Below are 14846 nucleotides of genomic sequence, written 5' to 3'. Positions count from 1 at the left end.
GTGTCACCTATCCCGCGGGCGCGGGTCAGCGGGCGCGGAGCCTCTGCGTCACGGCGTGGGCCTGCTCGAGCAGCACCCTCCCGATCTCGCCCTGCCGGTCGGCCCCGAACCGCGACTCGACGCCCGTGGCGGACAGCGCCCACGCGGGCCGGCCCGCGGCGTCGAAGACCGCGGCGGCCATGCCCCACGAGCCCTCGACGATGAGCCCGGGATTGACCACGTAGCCGGTCGCGCGGCCCGCGGCAAGGCGCGCGCGCAGCGGGCCGGCCGCGTGGGCCGGACCCCAGCCGTCCACGAGGTCGGCGCGCGCGAGGTACGCCTCGCGCTCCGCGTCCGGCAGCATCGCGAGCATCGCGAGGCCGGCTGACGCGACCCCGAGCGGGAAGCGGATGCCCTCGTACAGCACGTGCGAGCGCAGCGGGAAGGACCCCTCCTCGCGCAGCAGGCACACCGACTCGTCTCCGCGTCGCGCCGACAGGAAGGCGCTCTCCCCCGTCGCGCGGGCCACCTCGCGCACCGCGTCGCGCGCGAGCTCGGTGATGTCGTAGCGGTCGGCCGCGACGGCGCCCAGGATGTACGCCTCGGGCCCCAGCACCCAGCCGCCACCCGCGTCGCGGTCGACCAGGCCCTCGCCCGCGAGCGCCGAGAGGAGACGATGCGCGGTGGGCCGGGTGAGCCCGGTCGCCTGCGCGACCCGCGAGGTGGTCGCCGGCTCGCCCGCGGCCGCGCTGAGCTCGCGCAGCACCGCGCCCACCCGCGCCACCACCTGGGCCCCCTGCTCCGCCACGGCCACCCCCGCATCGTCCACTTTGTGGACACCCTAGCCCCCGATGACCACATCCTGCGCGCCCATTGACCCGAATCGCCCCTCAGGTCTAGCGTCCACTGCATCCACGATGTGGTCAGACAACGGAGTCGGAGGCACCATGGGGAACCTGTACCCCAGCGCCGCGGATGCGGTGCGGGACGTCGTGAGGGACGGGCAGATCATCGCGGTCGGGGGGTTCGGCCTGAGCGGCAACCCCACCGACCTCATCGAGGCGGTGCGCGACACGGGCGCGCGCGACCTCACCATCGTGAGCAACAACATGGGCGTCGACGGCAAGGGGCTCGGCATCCTGCTCGAGTCGGGCCAGGTGCGCAAGGTGGTCGCGTCCTACGTCGGCGAGAACCGGCGCTTCGCGGAGCAGTACCTCGCGGGCGACCTCGAGGTCGAGTTCGCGCCGCAGGGCACGCTCGCCGAGCGGATGCGCGCGGGCGGAGCCGGCATCGCGGGCTTCTACACGCGCACCGGCGTGGGCACCCCGGTCGCCGAGGGCAAGCCCACCGCGACCTTCGACGGCGTCGACTACGTGCTCGAGCGGGGCATCGTCGCGGACGTGGCCCTGGTGAGGGCGCATCGTGCCGACACGGCGGGCAACCTCCGCTACCGGTTCACCGCGCGCAACTTCAACCCGCTCGCGGCGATGTCGGGCCGGATCACGCTGGTCGAGGCCGAGCACGTCGACCCGCACCCGCTCGACCCCGACACGGTCGAGACCCCGGGGATCTTCGTGCAGCGGCTCGTGCGCTCGACGCCGCGGGTCAAGGACATCGAGCAGCGCACCACGAGGGAGGCCTGATCATGGGGTGGACGCGGGACGAGATGGCGGCGATCGCCGCCGAGGAGCTCGAGGACGGCCAGTACGTGAACCTCGGCATCGGCATCCCCACGCTGGTGGCGAACCACCTGCCGCCGGGCGTGACGGTGACGCTGCAGAGCGAGAACGGGATGCTGGGCATGGGCCCGTTCCCGATCGACGGCGACGAGGACGCCGACCTCATCAATGCGGGCAAGCAGACCGTCACGGTCCTGCCGGGCGGCAGCTTCTTCGACTCGGCGACGAGCTTCGCGATGATCCGCGGAGGGCACGTCGACGCCGCGATCCTGGGCGCGCTCCAGGTGTCGCAGCACGGCGACCTCGCCAACTGGACCATCCCCGGCAAGCTCGTCAAGGGCATGGGCGGCGCGATGGACCTGGTCGCGGGCACCAAGCGGGTGGTGGTCATCACGGACCACGTCGCCAAGGACGGCGCCCCCAAGATCGTCGAGGAGTGCACGCTTCCGCTCACGGGCGTCCGCGTGGTCGACCGCATCGTCACCGACCTGTGCGTGCTCGACGTCGACGACCGCGGGCTGGTCCTCAGCCGCCTCGCCCCCGGCGTCACGTTCGAGCAGGTCGCCGAGGCCACCGGCGCGCCGGTCCGCGTGGAGGTGCCCGCGTGAGCGTCGTCGTCGCGGGCTACGCCCGCACCCCCTTCGTCAAGTTCTGCGGGCAGTTCGCCCGCATCCCCGCCACGGCCCTCGGGGCGCATGCCGCCGCGGCCGCGCTCGAGCGGGCCGGCATCGCCGCCGACCGCGTCGACCAGGTGGTCGCGGGCCAGGTGCTCCAGGCCGGTGCGGGCCAGAACCCCGCGCGCCAGACCGCGGTCGCGGCGGGCGTGCCCATGACGGTGCCGGCATCCACGCTCAACGTCGTGTGCCTGTCCGGCACCGAGGCCGTGGCGCACGGCGCGCGCCTCATCGCCGCCGGCGAGGCGGACGTGGTGCTCGCGGTCGGCCAGGAGTCGATGACCCTCGCGCCGCACGCGTACGTGGGGTCGCGCATGGGGGCGCGCTACGGCGCGATCGAGATGCTCGACACGCTGGCCGACGACGGCCTCTCCGACGCCTTCGAGAGGCGCTCGATGGGCGCGTCCACCGAGGAGCACTCCGAGCGCTTCGACCTCACGCGCGAGGAGCAGGACGCGTGGGCCGCCGAGTCGCACCGCCGTCTCGCCGCATCCGCGGACGTCCAGGCCGAGGAGATCGCGCCGCTGACGCCGCCGCGGAGGGACGATGCGGTGGTCGCCGACGACGGCCTCCGCGCCGACACCACGGCCGAGTCGCTCGCGCGGCTGCGCCCCGCCTTCGGCGGCCGCGGCACCATCACCGCGGGCAACGCCTCCCAGATCACCGACGGCGCCGCGGCCATCGTGCTCGCGCGCGAGGGCCTCGCGGAGCGCCCGCTCGCCCGCATCCTCGCGACGGCGCTCGTCGCCGGGCCCGACGTGTCGCTCCACCACCAGCCCGCCGCCGCGGCGGAGGCCGCGCTGGCGAGGGCCGGACGCGCGGCCACCGATCTCGCGACCGCGGAGATCAACGAGGCCTTCGCGGCCGTCGCGATCGCCTCCGCCGCCCGCCTCGGCCTCGACCCGCGCCTCGTCAACCCGCACGGCGGCGCGATCGCGCTGGGCCACCCCATCGGGGCGTCGGGCACGCGCATCGTCGGGCACGCCGCGCGCACGCTCGCGGGCCTCGGTTCGGGGGCGCTCGGCGTCGCCGCGATCTGCGGCGGCGGCGGCCAGGGATCGGCGGTGCTGCTCGAGGCCCTGTAGGCGGGGCGTCGCCGCAGGCGCCATGATGGAAGGGTGGGCCCGTAGGCGGACCAGCACGCAGTCTCCGCACCGGGGCAGCCGGACTGGAGGGCGGTGATCCGGGTGACCAGACCACGAGACGCACGTCGCACGGACCGCTGGCGCCCGGGTCCGACGAAGCGGACGTTGACCGCACCCGAGACGCTCCTCCTGAGCACCTGGCCATGGATCGCATCGAGCCTCGTCGGGGCAGCCGTGCTGATCCAATGGTGGTGGTACGGAACGGATCTCCCGGCATGGGACTGGCTCCTGGTCACCGGCGCCATCCTCTTCGCCGTGCTGTTCCCCGTGTCCGCTGCACTTCCGGAACGCGCCGCGACCTGCGTGAAGCGGCTCGCGGCGGGAGGCGCCCTGCAGGATCAGCGCGGCGCGGCCCCCGAGGCCGAGGCGATCGTCGAGCGGCTGAACGGCTCGGCGCGCGGGTGGGCTCGGGCAGGAGCGACGGTCGCTGCGACGCTGATGACGGTCGCATGGATCTGGTCGGGCAGGATCACGCCGGTCAACGTCGGGCTCTTCGTGCTCGAGCTGCTCGGTGCGACCCTGGCCGGGCTGTTCCTGGGACGCGCGATCGGCTACGGCCGCCTGGGTCGGTCGCTCGCCGCGCAAGGGGTCACCATCAAGGCCCGACCGGGCCACCCGGACGGCGCCGCCGGCCTGCGCCCGGTCGGCGAACTCTTCCTGTTCAGCGCCAGCATCTTCGCAGCGATCGCGATCTACCTGGGCATCTGGCCGCTCACCGATCTCTTCGAGCAGCGATACGAGGCGTGGCGCGGTCCCTACGCCGTCCTGCTCGTCACGGTGGTGGCATTCTCCTTCCTCACGTTCCTGCTCCCGTTCGGCTGGTTCCACGAGCGGATGCGCGAACAGAGGCGCGACGCCGTCGCCCGCGCGGATCACGCTGCCTCCGAGGCGCTGGCGATGCGCGACGCGTCGCGGGCGGCCGGCGACGATGAGACGCGACGCCTGCTCGACGAGCGCTTCGAGGACGTGGCACGCCAGTTCCATGAAGCACAGGCCATGCCGACGTGGCCCTTCGACACACGCATCCGCAAGCGGTTCACGATGAACCAGGTGCTCGCCGTTCTCCCTCTCGCCCTGAAGGCCCTGTCGCTCGACGACACCTGGACCACCTTCTGGACACGCCTGGGCGACGCGCTGCTCGGCGACGGCTCCTGAACGGCTCGGGCGCGGCCGCTCGTGCAGCCTCAGCCCAGGCGGACCCGCTCCCGCACGTCGTCGCGCGGAAGGTCGTCCACGACGGCGCCGACCTCCATCGAGACGAGCTCGACCGGATCGCCGATGGTGGTGAGGAACGCGGTGTCGGCCGCATCGCGACCGGTGGCGATCCGCGCCATCGTCTGTCGCGGCGCGAGGGCGGTCGCATCGACCACCCACCACTCGCCGTCGACGAGCGCCTCCGCGACGGCGTGGAAGTCCATGGGCTCGAGCCCCGGCGCGTACACGGACACCACGCGCGCGGGCACGTCGAGCGTGCGCAGCAACGCCACGACCACGTGCGCGAAGTCGCGGCACACACCCTGACGGGCGAGCACGGTCGCCACGGCGCCATCGGTCGGGCGCGACGATCCGGACACGTAGGCGAGCTGCGTCCCCACCCAGCTCGAGACGAACTCGAGCAGGTCATGGCCCGTGCGGTCCCCCGCCTCGGCGACGGCCATCGGGTGCAGGGTGTCGGACTCGCAGTAGCGGCTGGGCCTCAGGTAACGCAGGTGATCGAGGTCCGTCACGGGCACCGGGTCATGGCGTCCCTCGAGGGTCGCGCGGTAGGAGACGTCGATGCGCCCTCCGTCGACCTCGAGCTCGTGGAGGCGCGAGCCGTGGTCGTCCACGAGCTCGCGCACGGCGACGGGCTCGCCGTCGACCTCGACGGTCAGGGTCTCCTCCTGGGGCCGCGCGCCGGAGGCGGCGACCGAGAGCACCACACGGGCCGGGCCGGAGGCCTCGAGCACGAGCGAGGACTGGAGCGTGCGCAGCATGGCCACATGCTCTCATCGACGCGAGCACCGCCGGCTCCGACGGGAACCCTCGCGACCAGGCGCGGCGCGCGGCTCGCGGCCCGACCCCGCGGAGGCGAGGCGTTCCCTCTGGTAGGGATGCCCGCAGCGCCGTAGCGTCGGCTTATGGACGCCACGTCGATCACCGCGCTGGCGCTGCTCATCGCCGCCTGGGCGTTCGTGTCGGGCGCGCTCTCCCGCCACAACCTCACCGGTCCCATGCTCTTCACGCTCGTCGGGTTCCTGCTCGGCAACCCGTGGTGGGGGCCGCTCGCCATCGACGTCGAGACGCGGTCGGCCCACGCGGTGGCGGAGCTCGCCCTCGCGATGCTGCTGTTCGCCGACGCCTCGCGCATCGACCTGCGCGCGCTGCGGCGCCAGGCGGCCGTGCCGCTGCGCCTGCTCGGCATCGGGCTGCCGCTGGCCATCGTGCTCGGCACCGTCGCGGCCTTCCTCCTCGGCCCGGACATGCCGTGGGCGCTGGCGCTGTTCATCGGGGCGGCCCTCGCGCCCACCGATGCCGCGCTCAGCGCGCCCGTGATCGAGGACCGGCGCATCCCGCTGCTCCTGCGCCGGTCGCTCAACGTCGAGAGCGGCCTCAACGACGGGATCGCGACGCCCGTGGTCACGGTGGGCGTGGTGCTGACCGCGAGCGCGCTGGGCCTCACGTCGGCGACCGAGTCCGTCGCGTTCGCGACCGTGGTCCGCGAGCTCGCGGTGGGCGCGGGCGCGGGCGTGGCCGTCGGGGTGCTGGGCGGCTGGGCCGCCACCGTCGCGACGCGTCGCGGCTGGACCACGCCGGGGGCGCGCCGGATCGCCGTGCTGTCGCTCGCGGTCTGCGCGTTCGGGCTCGCGCAGGCCGCGGGCGCCAACGCCTTCATCGCCGCGTTCACGGCCGGCCTCGCCTTCAGCGCGGTCGCCGCCAAGGACGTCGTGGACACCGAGGCGGACGTGGTGCTGCCGGAGCTCGGCGGCGAGCTCCTCGCGCTGGGGGTGTGGTTCCTGTTCGGCGCCGGCCTGATCCCCGTCATCCTCGCCTACGCGAACGGCTGGACCGTCCTCTACGCGGTGCTCGCGCTCACCGTCCTGCGGATGCTGCCCGTGGCCCTCGCGCTCGTCGGCGCGGGCCTGCCTCCTCGGCACGTGCTCTTCCTGGGGTGGTTCGGCCCACGTGGCCTCGCCTCGGTGGTGTTCGCGCTGATCGCCGTCGAGGAGCTCGCGGAGTCCCAGCACCCCCTGGTCGCGCAGGCCATCGCGGTGGTCGCGCTCACGGTGCTGCTCAGCGTCCTCCTCCACGGCGCGACCGCGGGGCCCGCGGCGGCGCGGTCCTCAGGCGCGCCGGAGCCCGGCGACGCGGATGCGCCGCAGGCGAGGCGCGGGCACCTGCCCGCGGCCGATCGCGGCGCCTCGACGAACCCGTAGGCCGGTCGCTGCCGCCGGACGGCGGCGAGGGCCTCCCGGACATGAAGAAAGGGGCCCGCCTGCCGGCGGGCCCCTTCTCTCTGGTGGAGCTGAGGGGAATCGAACCCCTGACCTTCTCATTGCGAACGAGACGCGCTACCAACTGCGCCACAGCCCCAAGTGCTCGAATAGATTAGCACCTCTCGGGGGCCGGCAAGTACACCCACGGGCCGCCCAGCGGCCGCCGAGGCCCCGCCCGGCCGCCGCATCGTCCCGGCAAAGTCCGGGCAAAAGTTAAAGAGTTCGTCACAATCGCGCAATAACGGTGACATTCGCGCCACCTACCGTCACTCCAAGGCCACACGACGACGTGCGGCCCCCGCTCGTCAGGAGCAGGCTTCGGGAAGGAGGTGCCGCCGTGTACGACGACGTCGATCCGTTCATCGGGACCGAGGCCACCTCGCTCCCCGTGCCCACGGGCATCGCCGCGACCTGGTGGTGGCCGAAGCCCCAGGTCGGCAACACCCACCCGGGGGCCTGCTACCCGCTTGGCATGGTGTCCGCGTGCGCCTACTCGGGCGCCTACCCCACCGGCTACGGCCTGTACGACCTCTCCACCGAGGGCGTGCCGACGCGCCTGCACGACAAGAACGTCGCCTCCGGCTTCACGCACTTCCAGCAGTCCGGCACCGGCGCGATCCGCAAGTACTACAACTACTTCCGCGTCACCCCGATGCTCGAGCCGCTCGACGAGCTCGACCGCTCGTGGGAGATCGTCGACGAGGAGGCCCACCCGGGCTACTACCACGCGGTCATGGAGAACGGCATCGAGGCCGAGCTGGTCGCCGGCCCGAAGTCCGTGGTGCACCGCTACACGTTCCCCGAACACCCGTCGGCCCGCCTGGTGGTCGACTTCTCGCTCGGCGGCCTCGAGATCCCCTACGGCGCGACGCTGCCGCTGCGCGCGCGGCTCGAGTCGGTCGAGCCGGGCGTGGTGCAGGGCGAGATCGTGGTCGAGGGCGTGCCGCTCGCCGTCTACATCGAGTGCGACGCCGAGGACTGGCGCCAGATGCTCTGGTACGACAGCCGGCTCATGCAGGCCGGCACGCGCCTCGACCTCGACTCGATCCGCCCGTCGACGCTGCGTCCCTTCGGCCTCATGTGGATCGGCGCCGCGGCACCCGACCGCACTGTCGAGCTGCGCATCGGCTTCTCGCTGCGCGGCGTCGACCAGGCCCGCCGCAACCTGCGCGCGGACCTCGGCGAGCTCGGCACCTTCTCGAGCCGCCTGGCGGGCACGCGCGAGACGTGGCGCGGGCTGCTCGACGCCGTGAGCGTCGAGACGGAGGACGATGCGCGGCGCGAGGTCTTCGCGACGGCCGTCTACCACTCGCTCATCAAGCCGTGCTTCGCGTCCGACGAGAGCCCTTTCTGGGGGGCCAAGGGACCGTTCGTCTTCGACGTGTCGACGATGTGGGACATCTACCGCACGCAGCTGCCGCTGCTCACCGCGCTCATGCCCGAGCGGGTCGTGGAGTTCGCCAACGCGATGCTCACCATCGCGGAGCAGGAGGGCAACCTGCCCATCGGCTACCGCATGGCGCGCGGCTCGGACCGCTTCAGTCGGCAGGGCAGCGCGCTCGTGCACACGCTGCTCGCCGACCTCGCCCACCTGGGCGTGCACGGCATCGACTGGGACTGGGCGCTGGTCCACATGCAGACGGACCTGCGCCGCGCGTACGGCGAGGAGTTCCTGCTCCAGGGGTACGCGCAGCCCATGAGCCACACGCTCGACCTCGCGTACGGCTACTGGTGCGCCGGCGTGGTCGCGGAGCTGCTGGGCGACCGCGCGCAGCTGGGCGAGGACGTCGAGATGGCGAGCCGGTGGCGCAACGCCTTCGACCCGCACACCGGCCTGCTCCGGGAGTCCACGTACTACGAGGGCACCCGTTACAACTACTCGTTCCGGCTGCTGCACGACATGGCGGCACGCATCGAGCTCGCCGGCGGCGACGACGCGTTCGTGGCGATGCTCGACCGCTTCTTCGGCTACGGCGCGGAGCCCGTCGTGCAGCCCGGCGAGCGCCCCTCCGCGGAGGAGATGGTGGCCGGCTACGGGCTGGGCCGCTTCGAGGGGCTCAACAACGAGCCGGACATGGAGGCCCCGTGGGCCTACCACTACGCCGGCCGGCCGGACCGGACCGCCGAGGTGGTCCACGGCATCGTCCACCAGATGTTCGGCCCGGGCCGCGGAGGACTCCCTGGAAACGACGACTCCGGCGGGTTATCGTCGTGGTACGTCTGGGCCTCCCTGGGCCTCTTCCCCGTCGCGGGGCAGAGCCTCTTCCTGCTCCACCCGCCCGCCTTCGCGTCAGCGAGGATGCGTATGGCGCGCGGCGAACTCCACATCGTGACCGAGGGCTTCATCGAGCCCCGGCCGGGCGGGCCGGTGCAGTACGTCCGGTCCGTCACCCTCGACGGGTCCCCCGTCGAGTCGTCCTGGATCGCAGGCTCCGAGCTCCATCTGGGCGGAGAGCTGCGGTTCGTGCTCGGGGACTCCCCGAGCGACTGGGGGCGCAAGCAGCGTCCGCCGTCCACCCCCCGCCCCACCGTGGGGCTGCTCCCGTGAAGGAGGTGTCATGAACACCGAGGTCAACCGCAGGCTCGTCATCATCGTCCGGGCCGACCCCGTCATCTGCGGCCACTCGGGCGAGGCCCGCAACCTCGCCGAGGTCGCGCTCACCCGAGGCTTCGACGATGTCCGCATCGTCACCTGGCCCCTCGATCGCCTCGAGGAGACAGGATTGCCGCTCAAGCCTCTCGACACCGTCCTCCCGTACTCCCCCGGCATCACCGTCGAGCGCCCGGGGCCCGTGGGCGGCTACAAGATCCCCGACGGCCGCTACCTGGCCGGCATGGTGGGGCGCCTCGTCGAGCTCTTCACGGACGGCGTGCCGACCGTCGCGATGTCGCTGTACCTGCATCCGCACACCACCGCGGTCGCGGACGCCCTGCGGATCGCGCGGTCGACGGGGCTGCCCGTCAACGTCACCACGATCGCGGAGGCGGTCGGCTCGGACATCACCGACGTGGTGCGGTCCGCGGTGGACACCGGCGAGTTCGGGGCGGCGGCCGCGGTGCTGTCGACCTATCTCAGCCAGGACGTGTGCGTCGCGGTGTCGCAGTACACCAAGGACGTCATCGTGGCCTCGGCGGCCGAGCTCGACGCCATGTACGGCACGGCCTTCGCGGCGCAGTGCGAGGAGCGGGTGCGGATCTCGTACCCGGCGATCGACACGTCGGCCTACCTGGCGCTGGACGATGCGGAGACGGACCGGGTGCTCGCCTCCCGCGGGCTGGGGCGAGGCGAGTTCGTGCTCTACCTCTCGCGGCTGCAGAAGGCGAAGGGCGTCGACGACCTCATCCGCGGCTTCGCGGCCTCCGAGGCGTGCGAGTCCCAGACCCTCGTGATCGCGGGCCGCGGCCCGGACCTGCCGTACTTCCGGGAGGTGGCGTCGCGCACCGCGGCGCGCGACCGCATCGTCTTCCTCGAGGACGTGGGCGACGACGAGAAGCCGCACCTCATGGCGGCCTGCAGCGCCTACGCGCTGCCGTCCAAGCCGGCACCGGAGTTCACGGAGACGTTCGGCATCGCGCTCGTCGAGAAGATGCTCGCCGGCGGCGGGCCCGTCATCACGTGCGACACGGGCGGCATCCTCGAGGCGGTGGGCGACACCGCGGTGGTGGTGCCGTCCGGCGACCCGTCTGCGCTCACGGTCGCGCTCAACGTGTGCGCCGCGGGCATGGACGAGGCCGACGCCGAGTGGTGGGAGACCCGCGCACGCGAGCACGCGATGCAGTTCGACCGCGTCAACGTGTTCGACCGGCTCTTCGCCATGCTGCCCGGGGTCGACACCCCGGCGGCGCCGGCGCTCATCGCGAACGGGCGCCGCGTGCGCGTCTGACGCCTGACCGCAGGGACGAGGGCCGGGATCCGCGAGGGTCCCGGCCCTCGTCGCGTGCGGCGGCGCCTGACCTCGGCGGCCGAGTAGCTGACCAGGGCGGCTGAGTGGTACCAATCGCTACGAGTGGGGCCCTGGTCGTCCCGATTGGTACCAATCGCTACGAGTGCGGCCCTGGTCGTCCCGATTGGTACCACCAGGGCGCCCGACGGGGGGCGCCCGGGGGCGAGGGCGGGGACGATGCGCGCCGCAGCTCAGGCCGAGGCGCTGCGGCGGCGGGCCAGGATCGCGTCGAGCGACCCGGTCGCGGGAGCGGCCGGCGCCCCCTCGCCCTCCTCGGCGCGGTACGAGGCCGCGGCGATGTCGCCCGTGTCGAGCGGGCGTGCCTGCGCGGGCCGCACCTCGGCCTTGAGCGTGTAGCTCGGGGCCGGCAGCTCGCGGGGGCTCCACGCCGCGGACTCCTCGGGGGCCGCCGCCTGCGCGACGGGCTCGACCGAGGTGGTGACCTTCGCGAACGGCATCGGCGCGGGGGCCGACAGCGGCGCGAGGTCCGCGGACGTGACGATCTTGATGGCCTGCGTCTCGACGTCGGACGGCTGCGACTCGCGGCCGGCCGCGCGATCCGCGGTGACCTTGCGCAGCGCCTGGGTGGCGGTCGCCGCGGCGCCCACCTCGCGGGCGACGAGCGAGAGCCGCGCGTCGACGCGACGCTGAGCGGCGGCGGCGCGGGCGCCCTGGACGAGGACGCCGGCGAGCAGCGCGGTCACGACCGCGCCCACCACCGCGTGCACCAGGCCGAACGCGACCAGCACCCATGCGGCGGCGGCCAGGACGGTGACGCCGAGCGCGACCCGCGCACGGCGGCGGGCCCGGGCGCGACGCTCGACGAGCGCCGTGGCACGGTCGCTGCGCATCGCGAGGAGCTGACGCTGGGCGGTGGTGGCGGCCTTGTCGATCGGGCCGGCGGGGCGCGACATCGCGTCGGCGCCCAGCGAGGCGATCGAGGCGCGCGCGGCGCCGGTGACGAGCAGGGGCACCTCGCCGGAGTCGGACGAGGCGCGGGTAACGGGGCGCTCGACGCGCGACGCGGTGGTCTTCACGACGCGCATCTCGGCGGAGTACCGGTCCTCGGTCCGCACGAGCGCGTAGTCGGCGCGCTCGCGGATCCGCTGGGGGATGACGTAGGCGAGCACCATGCCGAGGGCGATGATCGCGAGCAGTCCAGCGGGAGGCATGGCACGACGTTACGGCCGCGCCGCCCGCGAGCGACGCAACGCGCCCGGCGTGTCAGCCGCCGACACCCCAATATCGTCCGGTACGAGGGTCGTCTTGAGTGCGTGCGAAGATCGCGTGGTCGCGCCAGCCGCCGTCGATGTAGAGGTACGACCGCCGCCGTCCCTCCTCGACGAAGCCGAGCTTCTCCGCCACCCGCCGGCTCGCCGCGTTCTCGGGCCGGATCGCGATCTCGACGCGGTGCAGCCCCACGCGGAACGCGTGCTCCGTGAGCAGCGCGGCCGCGCGCGGCACGAGCTCGCTACCCGCCCGGTCCCGCGCCACCCAGTACCCGAGCGAACCGGAGCGCTGCGCGCCCCACTGGATCCCGGCGATCACCACGCGGCCCGCGAGCGCGCCGTCGACCTCGATCGCGAGCGGCAGCGCCTCGAGCAGCCGCCGCTGACGCCGCTCCTGACGCACGAAGGCACGGAACGTCATGTCCGCCGCCGCGGCCTCGGGGGGCACTGTCGCCTCCCACGGCCGCAGCCAGTCGCGGTTGTCCGCGCGCAGCGCCATCCACTCGTCCTCGTCCCGCGGCGCGAGGGGGCGCAGCAGCAGCCCGGGCGCCCCGAGGACGAGGTCGCGGCCCATCAGTCGTCCCAGACCGTGCAGCGCAGCACGTCGCCCGCGCGCACCTCCGTGGTCGCGGCGTCGACCCACGCGATGCCGTCCGCGTCGCCGAGCGCGGCGAGCGTGACGTCTCCGGGCTCGCAGGCCGGGCTCGCGGTCACCGTGCCCGAGGGGTCCAGGCCCAGGCGCACCGGCACGGCCTGCGTGATCCCCGGCGGCGACGGCCAGCCGCGGTCGAGCCGCCCGCGCACGCCCGGCCGGACCACCTCGGTGAAGCCGCACATGCGCCGCAGCGCGGGCCGCACGTACGCCTCGAACGCGAGGGCCGCGGCGGCGGGCGCACCCGGCAGCGCGATGGTCGGCACGCGGCGCGCGCCCTCCTCGCCCAGCATCGCGAACGCGTGGTGCGGGCCCGGCTCGAGCGCGAGCCGCACGTCGTCCACGTCGCCCAGGTCCTGCAGCACCTGCGCGACGGTGTCCTGGCCGCCGTCGCTCAGCCCGCCGGTGACGATGAGCAGGTCCGCGCGGACCAGCTGGTCCTCGATCGCGGTGCGGAGCGTGGGCCGGTCGTCGGGCACGGGGCCCACGCGGTAGGCGTGGGCGCCGGCGTTGCGGGCGGCGACGGCGATGAGGTGGCCGGTGGCCTCGGGCACGCCGGCGCGCCCCGAGCCGGGGTCGACCAGCTCGCTCCCGGTCGCGAGCACGACCACGCGCGGCACGGGCCGCACCGTGAGGCGCGGGTGGCCGAGCGACGCCGCGAGCGCGAGCTCCCGGCCGCCCAGGCGCCGGCCCGCGGGCACGACCATCCGCCCGGCCGCCGCATCGGTTCCCGCGCGCCTCACCCCGGCGCCCGCCCGGACGGGGGCGTGGAAGGCGACGCGCGCGACGCCCCGATCGGTCGCGACGAGCGGGACCACCGCATCGGCCCCCGTGGGCACCGGCATGCCGGAGGCGACGCGCGCGGCGGTCCCCGGCAGGTGCGTGCGCGGACCGCGGTCGGCGAACGACACGTCGTGCGCGACGGGGAGCGCGTCGGCGCCGACATCGCCGGCGCGGACCGCGTAGCCGTCCCACGCCGCGACGTCGTGCGCGGGCAGCGGCGCGGCCGCGACGAGCGGCTCCACCAGGGTCGCGCCCGCCGCGTCGCCCACGAGCACCGTGAGCGGCGGGATGGGCGCCAGCGCGTTCGTGACCGCGGCGCGGTGCTCCTCGAGGGTGCGGCTCAGCACGGGCGACCTCCTGCTCGACACATGTGCAGAGCCTAGGGACATGCCCGGAGGTGGAACAAAGATTTACTCACCTTTGGCACAATGGTGCCCATGACGCCGATGTCCGACAGCTCTCTTCGCGCACTCGAACCGGACGAGGCGAAGGCGCACCTGAGGGCGAGCATCCGACGCGACAGGCTCCAACGGAGCGAGAGGCGGCGCCACGAGGCGGCCGCCGCCCTTCGCGACCTCGTGCTCGGCCTGCCGAGCATCCAGGAGGCGCGCTGCGTCTCGGTGTACGCGTCCCGCGCGCACGAGCCCGGCACCGACCTCCTCATCGAGGCGCTCCACCGCCGCGGCGTCAAGGTGCTCATCCCGCTGCTCGGCGACGGCCTCCAGCGCGGCTGGGGCGTCTACCACGGCGTCGAGGACCTGGTCGAGCGTGCCCCGGGCCGCCCGCCGGAGCCCAGCGGCGACTTCCTGCCGTCCGCGACGCTCGCGGAGGCCGACGTCATCGTGGTGCCCGCCCTCGCGGTGGACACCTCGGGCACGCGGCTGGGCCAGGGAGGCGGCTGGTACGACCGCGCGCTCATGGAGGCCCGGCCCGCGGCACCCGTGGTCGCGCTCACCTTCGCGAACGAGGTCCACGATGCGCGCGAGCACCCGCTCCCGCGCGAGCGGCACGACCTCGGCGTGGACATGGTCATCACACCCGAGGGGGCATTCCCGCTCCCCGCGTAGAATGTGCGCATGCCTACGTACTCCTACGCGTGCACCGCGTGCGACCACGCGTTCGATGCGGTCCAGTCCATCCACGATGCGGCGCTGACCGAGTGCCCCGAGTGCACGTCCCCCGTGCGCAAGCGCTTCGGCTCGGTCGGCGTGACCTTCAAGGGTTCGGGCTTCTACCGCACGGACTCGCGCTCGGACGCGAAGACCGCCTCCAGCGCCTCCTGATC

14 protein-coding genes and 1 tRNA gene are annotated in these 14846 nt (G+C 73.9%); 9 read left to right on the top strand and 6 right to left on the bottom strand.

The window, feature by feature from the left end:
* Positions 1-25: 25 nt before the first annotated feature.
* Positions 26-787: an IclR family transcriptional regulator gene (locus QQX09_RS06735; protein WP_301132716.1), complete on the bottom strand. Its 762-nt coding sequence runs from the start codon at positions 785-787 to the stop codon at positions 26-28.
* Between the two features lie 139 nt (positions 788-926).
* Here QQX09_RS06735 and QQX09_RS06730 point away from each other — a divergent pair, with 139 nt between their 5' ends.
* From QQX09_RS06730 to QQX09_RS06715, 4 genes are all read left to right on the top strand, one after another.
* Positions 927-1622 (top strand): CoA transferase subunit A, encoded by a 696-nt coding sequence (locus tag QQX09_RS06730; protein ID WP_301132714.1) that lies wholly within the window; start codon positions 927-929, stop codon positions 1620-1622.
* A 2-nt stretch (positions 1623-1624) separates the two neighbouring features.
* Positions 1625-2266, top strand: coding sequence for a CoA transferase subunit B (locus tag QQX09_RS06725; RefSeq protein ID WP_301132712.1), 642 nt, complete (start codon positions 1625-1627; stop codon positions 2264-2266).
* The gene (locus tag QQX09_RS06720; RefSeq protein ID WP_301132710.1) at positions 2263-3417 is read left to right on the top strand and encodes an acetyl-CoA C-acyltransferase; all 1155 of its coding nucleotides are present in this window, start codon (positions 2263-2265) and stop codon (positions 3415-3417) included. The genes QQX09_RS06725 and QQX09_RS06720 overlap by 4 nt, the downstream gene beginning before the upstream one ends.
* A 165-nt stretch (positions 3418-3582) precedes the next feature.
* The gene (locus tag QQX09_RS06715; RefSeq protein WP_301132709.1) at positions 3583-4632 is read left to right on the top strand and encodes a hypothetical protein; all 1050 of its coding nucleotides are present in this window, start codon (positions 3583-3585) and stop codon (positions 4630-4632) included.
* Between the two features lie 29 nt (positions 4633-4661).
* Here QQX09_RS06715 and QQX09_RS06710 read toward each other — a convergent pair whose 3' ends face one another.
* Positions 4662-5453: a transglutaminase-like domain-containing protein gene (locus QQX09_RS06710; protein ID WP_301132708.1), complete on the bottom strand. Its 792-nt coding sequence runs from the start codon at positions 5451-5453 to the stop codon at positions 4662-4664.
* Positions 5454-5597: 144 nt separating this feature from the next.
* On the opposite strand from QQX09_RS06710, the gene QQX09_RS06705 reads away from it, so the two are divergent.
* Positions 5598-6893, top strand: coding sequence for a cation:proton antiporter (locus tag QQX09_RS06705; protein WP_301132706.1), 1296 nt, complete (start codon positions 5598-5600; stop codon positions 6891-6893).
* 81 nt (positions 6894-6974) lie between these two features.
* Here the strand turns inward: QQX09_RS06705 and QQX09_RS06700 are convergent.
* A tRNA-Ala gene (locus QQX09_RS06700) sits at positions 6975-7050 on the bottom strand.
* A 240-nt stretch (positions 7051-7290) separates the two neighbouring features.
* Between QQX09_RS06700 and QQX09_RS06695 the strand changes: the two genes are divergently transcribed.
* Together QQX09_RS06695 and QQX09_RS06690 are read left to right on the top strand one after the other, a co-directional pair.
* A complete protein-coding gene (locus QQX09_RS06695; protein WP_301132703.1) occupies positions 7291-9501 on the top strand; it encodes a glycoside hydrolase domain-containing protein in 2211 nt (736 codons plus the stop codon).
* A 10-nt stretch (positions 9502-9511) separates the two neighbouring features.
* Positions 9512-10837: a glycosyltransferase gene (locus tag QQX09_RS06690; protein ID WP_301132701.1), complete on the top strand. Its 1326-nt coding sequence runs from the start codon at positions 9512-9514 to the stop codon at positions 10835-10837.
* 251 nt (positions 10838-11088) lie between these two features.
* On the opposite strand, the gene QQX09_RS06685 is transcribed toward QQX09_RS06690, so the two are convergent.
* From QQX09_RS06685 to QQX09_RS06675, 3 genes are read right to left on the bottom strand one after another with little or no spacing between them, the layout of a single operon-like run.
* Positions 11089-12069 (bottom strand): hypothetical protein, encoded by a 981-nt coding sequence (locus QQX09_RS06685; protein WP_301132698.1) that lies wholly within the window; start codon positions 12067-12069, stop codon positions 11089-11091.
* Positions 12070-12121: 52 nt separating this feature from the next.
* Positions 12122-12700 (bottom strand): GNAT family N-acetyltransferase, encoded by a 579-nt coding sequence (locus QQX09_RS06680; protein WP_301132696.1) that lies wholly within the window; start codon positions 12698-12700, stop codon positions 12122-12124.
* On the bottom strand, positions 12700-13908 hold the full coding sequence (locus tag QQX09_RS06675; protein ID WP_301132694.1) for a molybdopterin molybdotransferase MoeA: 1209 nt from the start codon (positions 13906-13908) through the stop codon (positions 12700-12702). The genes QQX09_RS06680 and QQX09_RS06675 overlap by 1 nt, the downstream gene beginning before the upstream one ends.
* Before the next feature lie 90 nt (positions 13909-13998).
* On the opposite strand from QQX09_RS06675, the gene QQX09_RS06670 reads away from it, so the two are divergent.
* Together QQX09_RS06670 and QQX09_RS06665 are read left to right on the top strand one after the other, a co-directional pair.
* A complete protein-coding gene (locus QQX09_RS06670; RefSeq protein ID WP_301132690.1) occupies positions 13999-14628 on the top strand; it encodes a 5-formyltetrahydrofolate cyclo-ligase in 630 nt (209 codons plus the stop codon).
* 9 nt (positions 14629-14637) lie between these two features.
* Positions 14638-14844: an FmdB family zinc ribbon protein gene (locus QQX09_RS06665; protein WP_301132688.1), complete on the top strand. Its 207-nt coding sequence runs from the start codon at positions 14638-14640 to the stop codon at positions 14842-14844.
* Positions 14845-14846 lie beyond the last annotated feature (2 nt).

Source organism: Demequina litoralis (assembly GCF_030418455.1).
Classification (GTDB): Bacteria; Actinomycetota; Actinomycetes; order Actinomycetales; family Demequinaceae; genus Demequina; species Demequina litoralis.
This window is presented reverse-complemented; position numbering and strand designations above follow the sequence as displayed.

What these genes read in the sequence shown, in the direction of transcription:
- QQX09_RS06665 (WP_301132688.1), top strand. Translation starts at nt 14,638, where the DNA reads ATGCCTACGTACTCCTACGCGTGCACCGCGTGCGACCACGCGTTCGAT.
- QQX09_RS06705 (WP_301132706.1), top strand. Translation starts at nt 5,598, where the DNA reads ATGGACGCCACGTCGATCACCGCGCTGGCGCTGCTCATCGCCGCCTGG.
- QQX09_RS06685 (WP_301132698.1), bottom strand. Translation starts at nt 12,069, where the DNA reads ATGCCTCCCGCTGGACTGCTCGCGATCATCGCCCTCGGCATGGTGCTC.
- QQX09_RS06690 (WP_301132701.1), top strand. Translation starts at nt 9,512, where the DNA reads ATGAACACCGAGGTCAACCGCAGGCTCGTCATCATCGTCCGGGCCGAC.
- QQX09_RS06670 (WP_301132690.1), top strand. Translation starts at nt 13,999, where the DNA reads ATGACGCCGATGTCCGACAGCTCTCTTCGCGCACTCGAACCGGACGAG.
- QQX09_RS06680 (WP_301132696.1), bottom strand. Translation starts at nt 12,700, where the DNA reads ATGGGCCGCGACCTCGTCCTCGGGGCGCCCGGGCTGCTGCTGCGCCCC.
- QQX09_RS06725 (WP_301132712.1), top strand. Translation starts at nt 1,625, where the DNA reads ATGGGGTGGACGCGGGACGAGATGGCGGCGATCGCCGCCGAGGAGCTC.
- QQX09_RS06710 (WP_301132708.1), bottom strand. Translation starts at nt 5,453, where the DNA reads ATGCTGCGCACGCTCCAGTCCTCGCTCGTGCTCGAGGCCTCCGGCCCG.
- QQX09_RS06730 (WP_301132714.1), top strand. Translation starts at nt 927, where the DNA reads ATGGGGAACCTGTACCCCAGCGCCGCGGATGCGGTGCGGGACGTCGTG.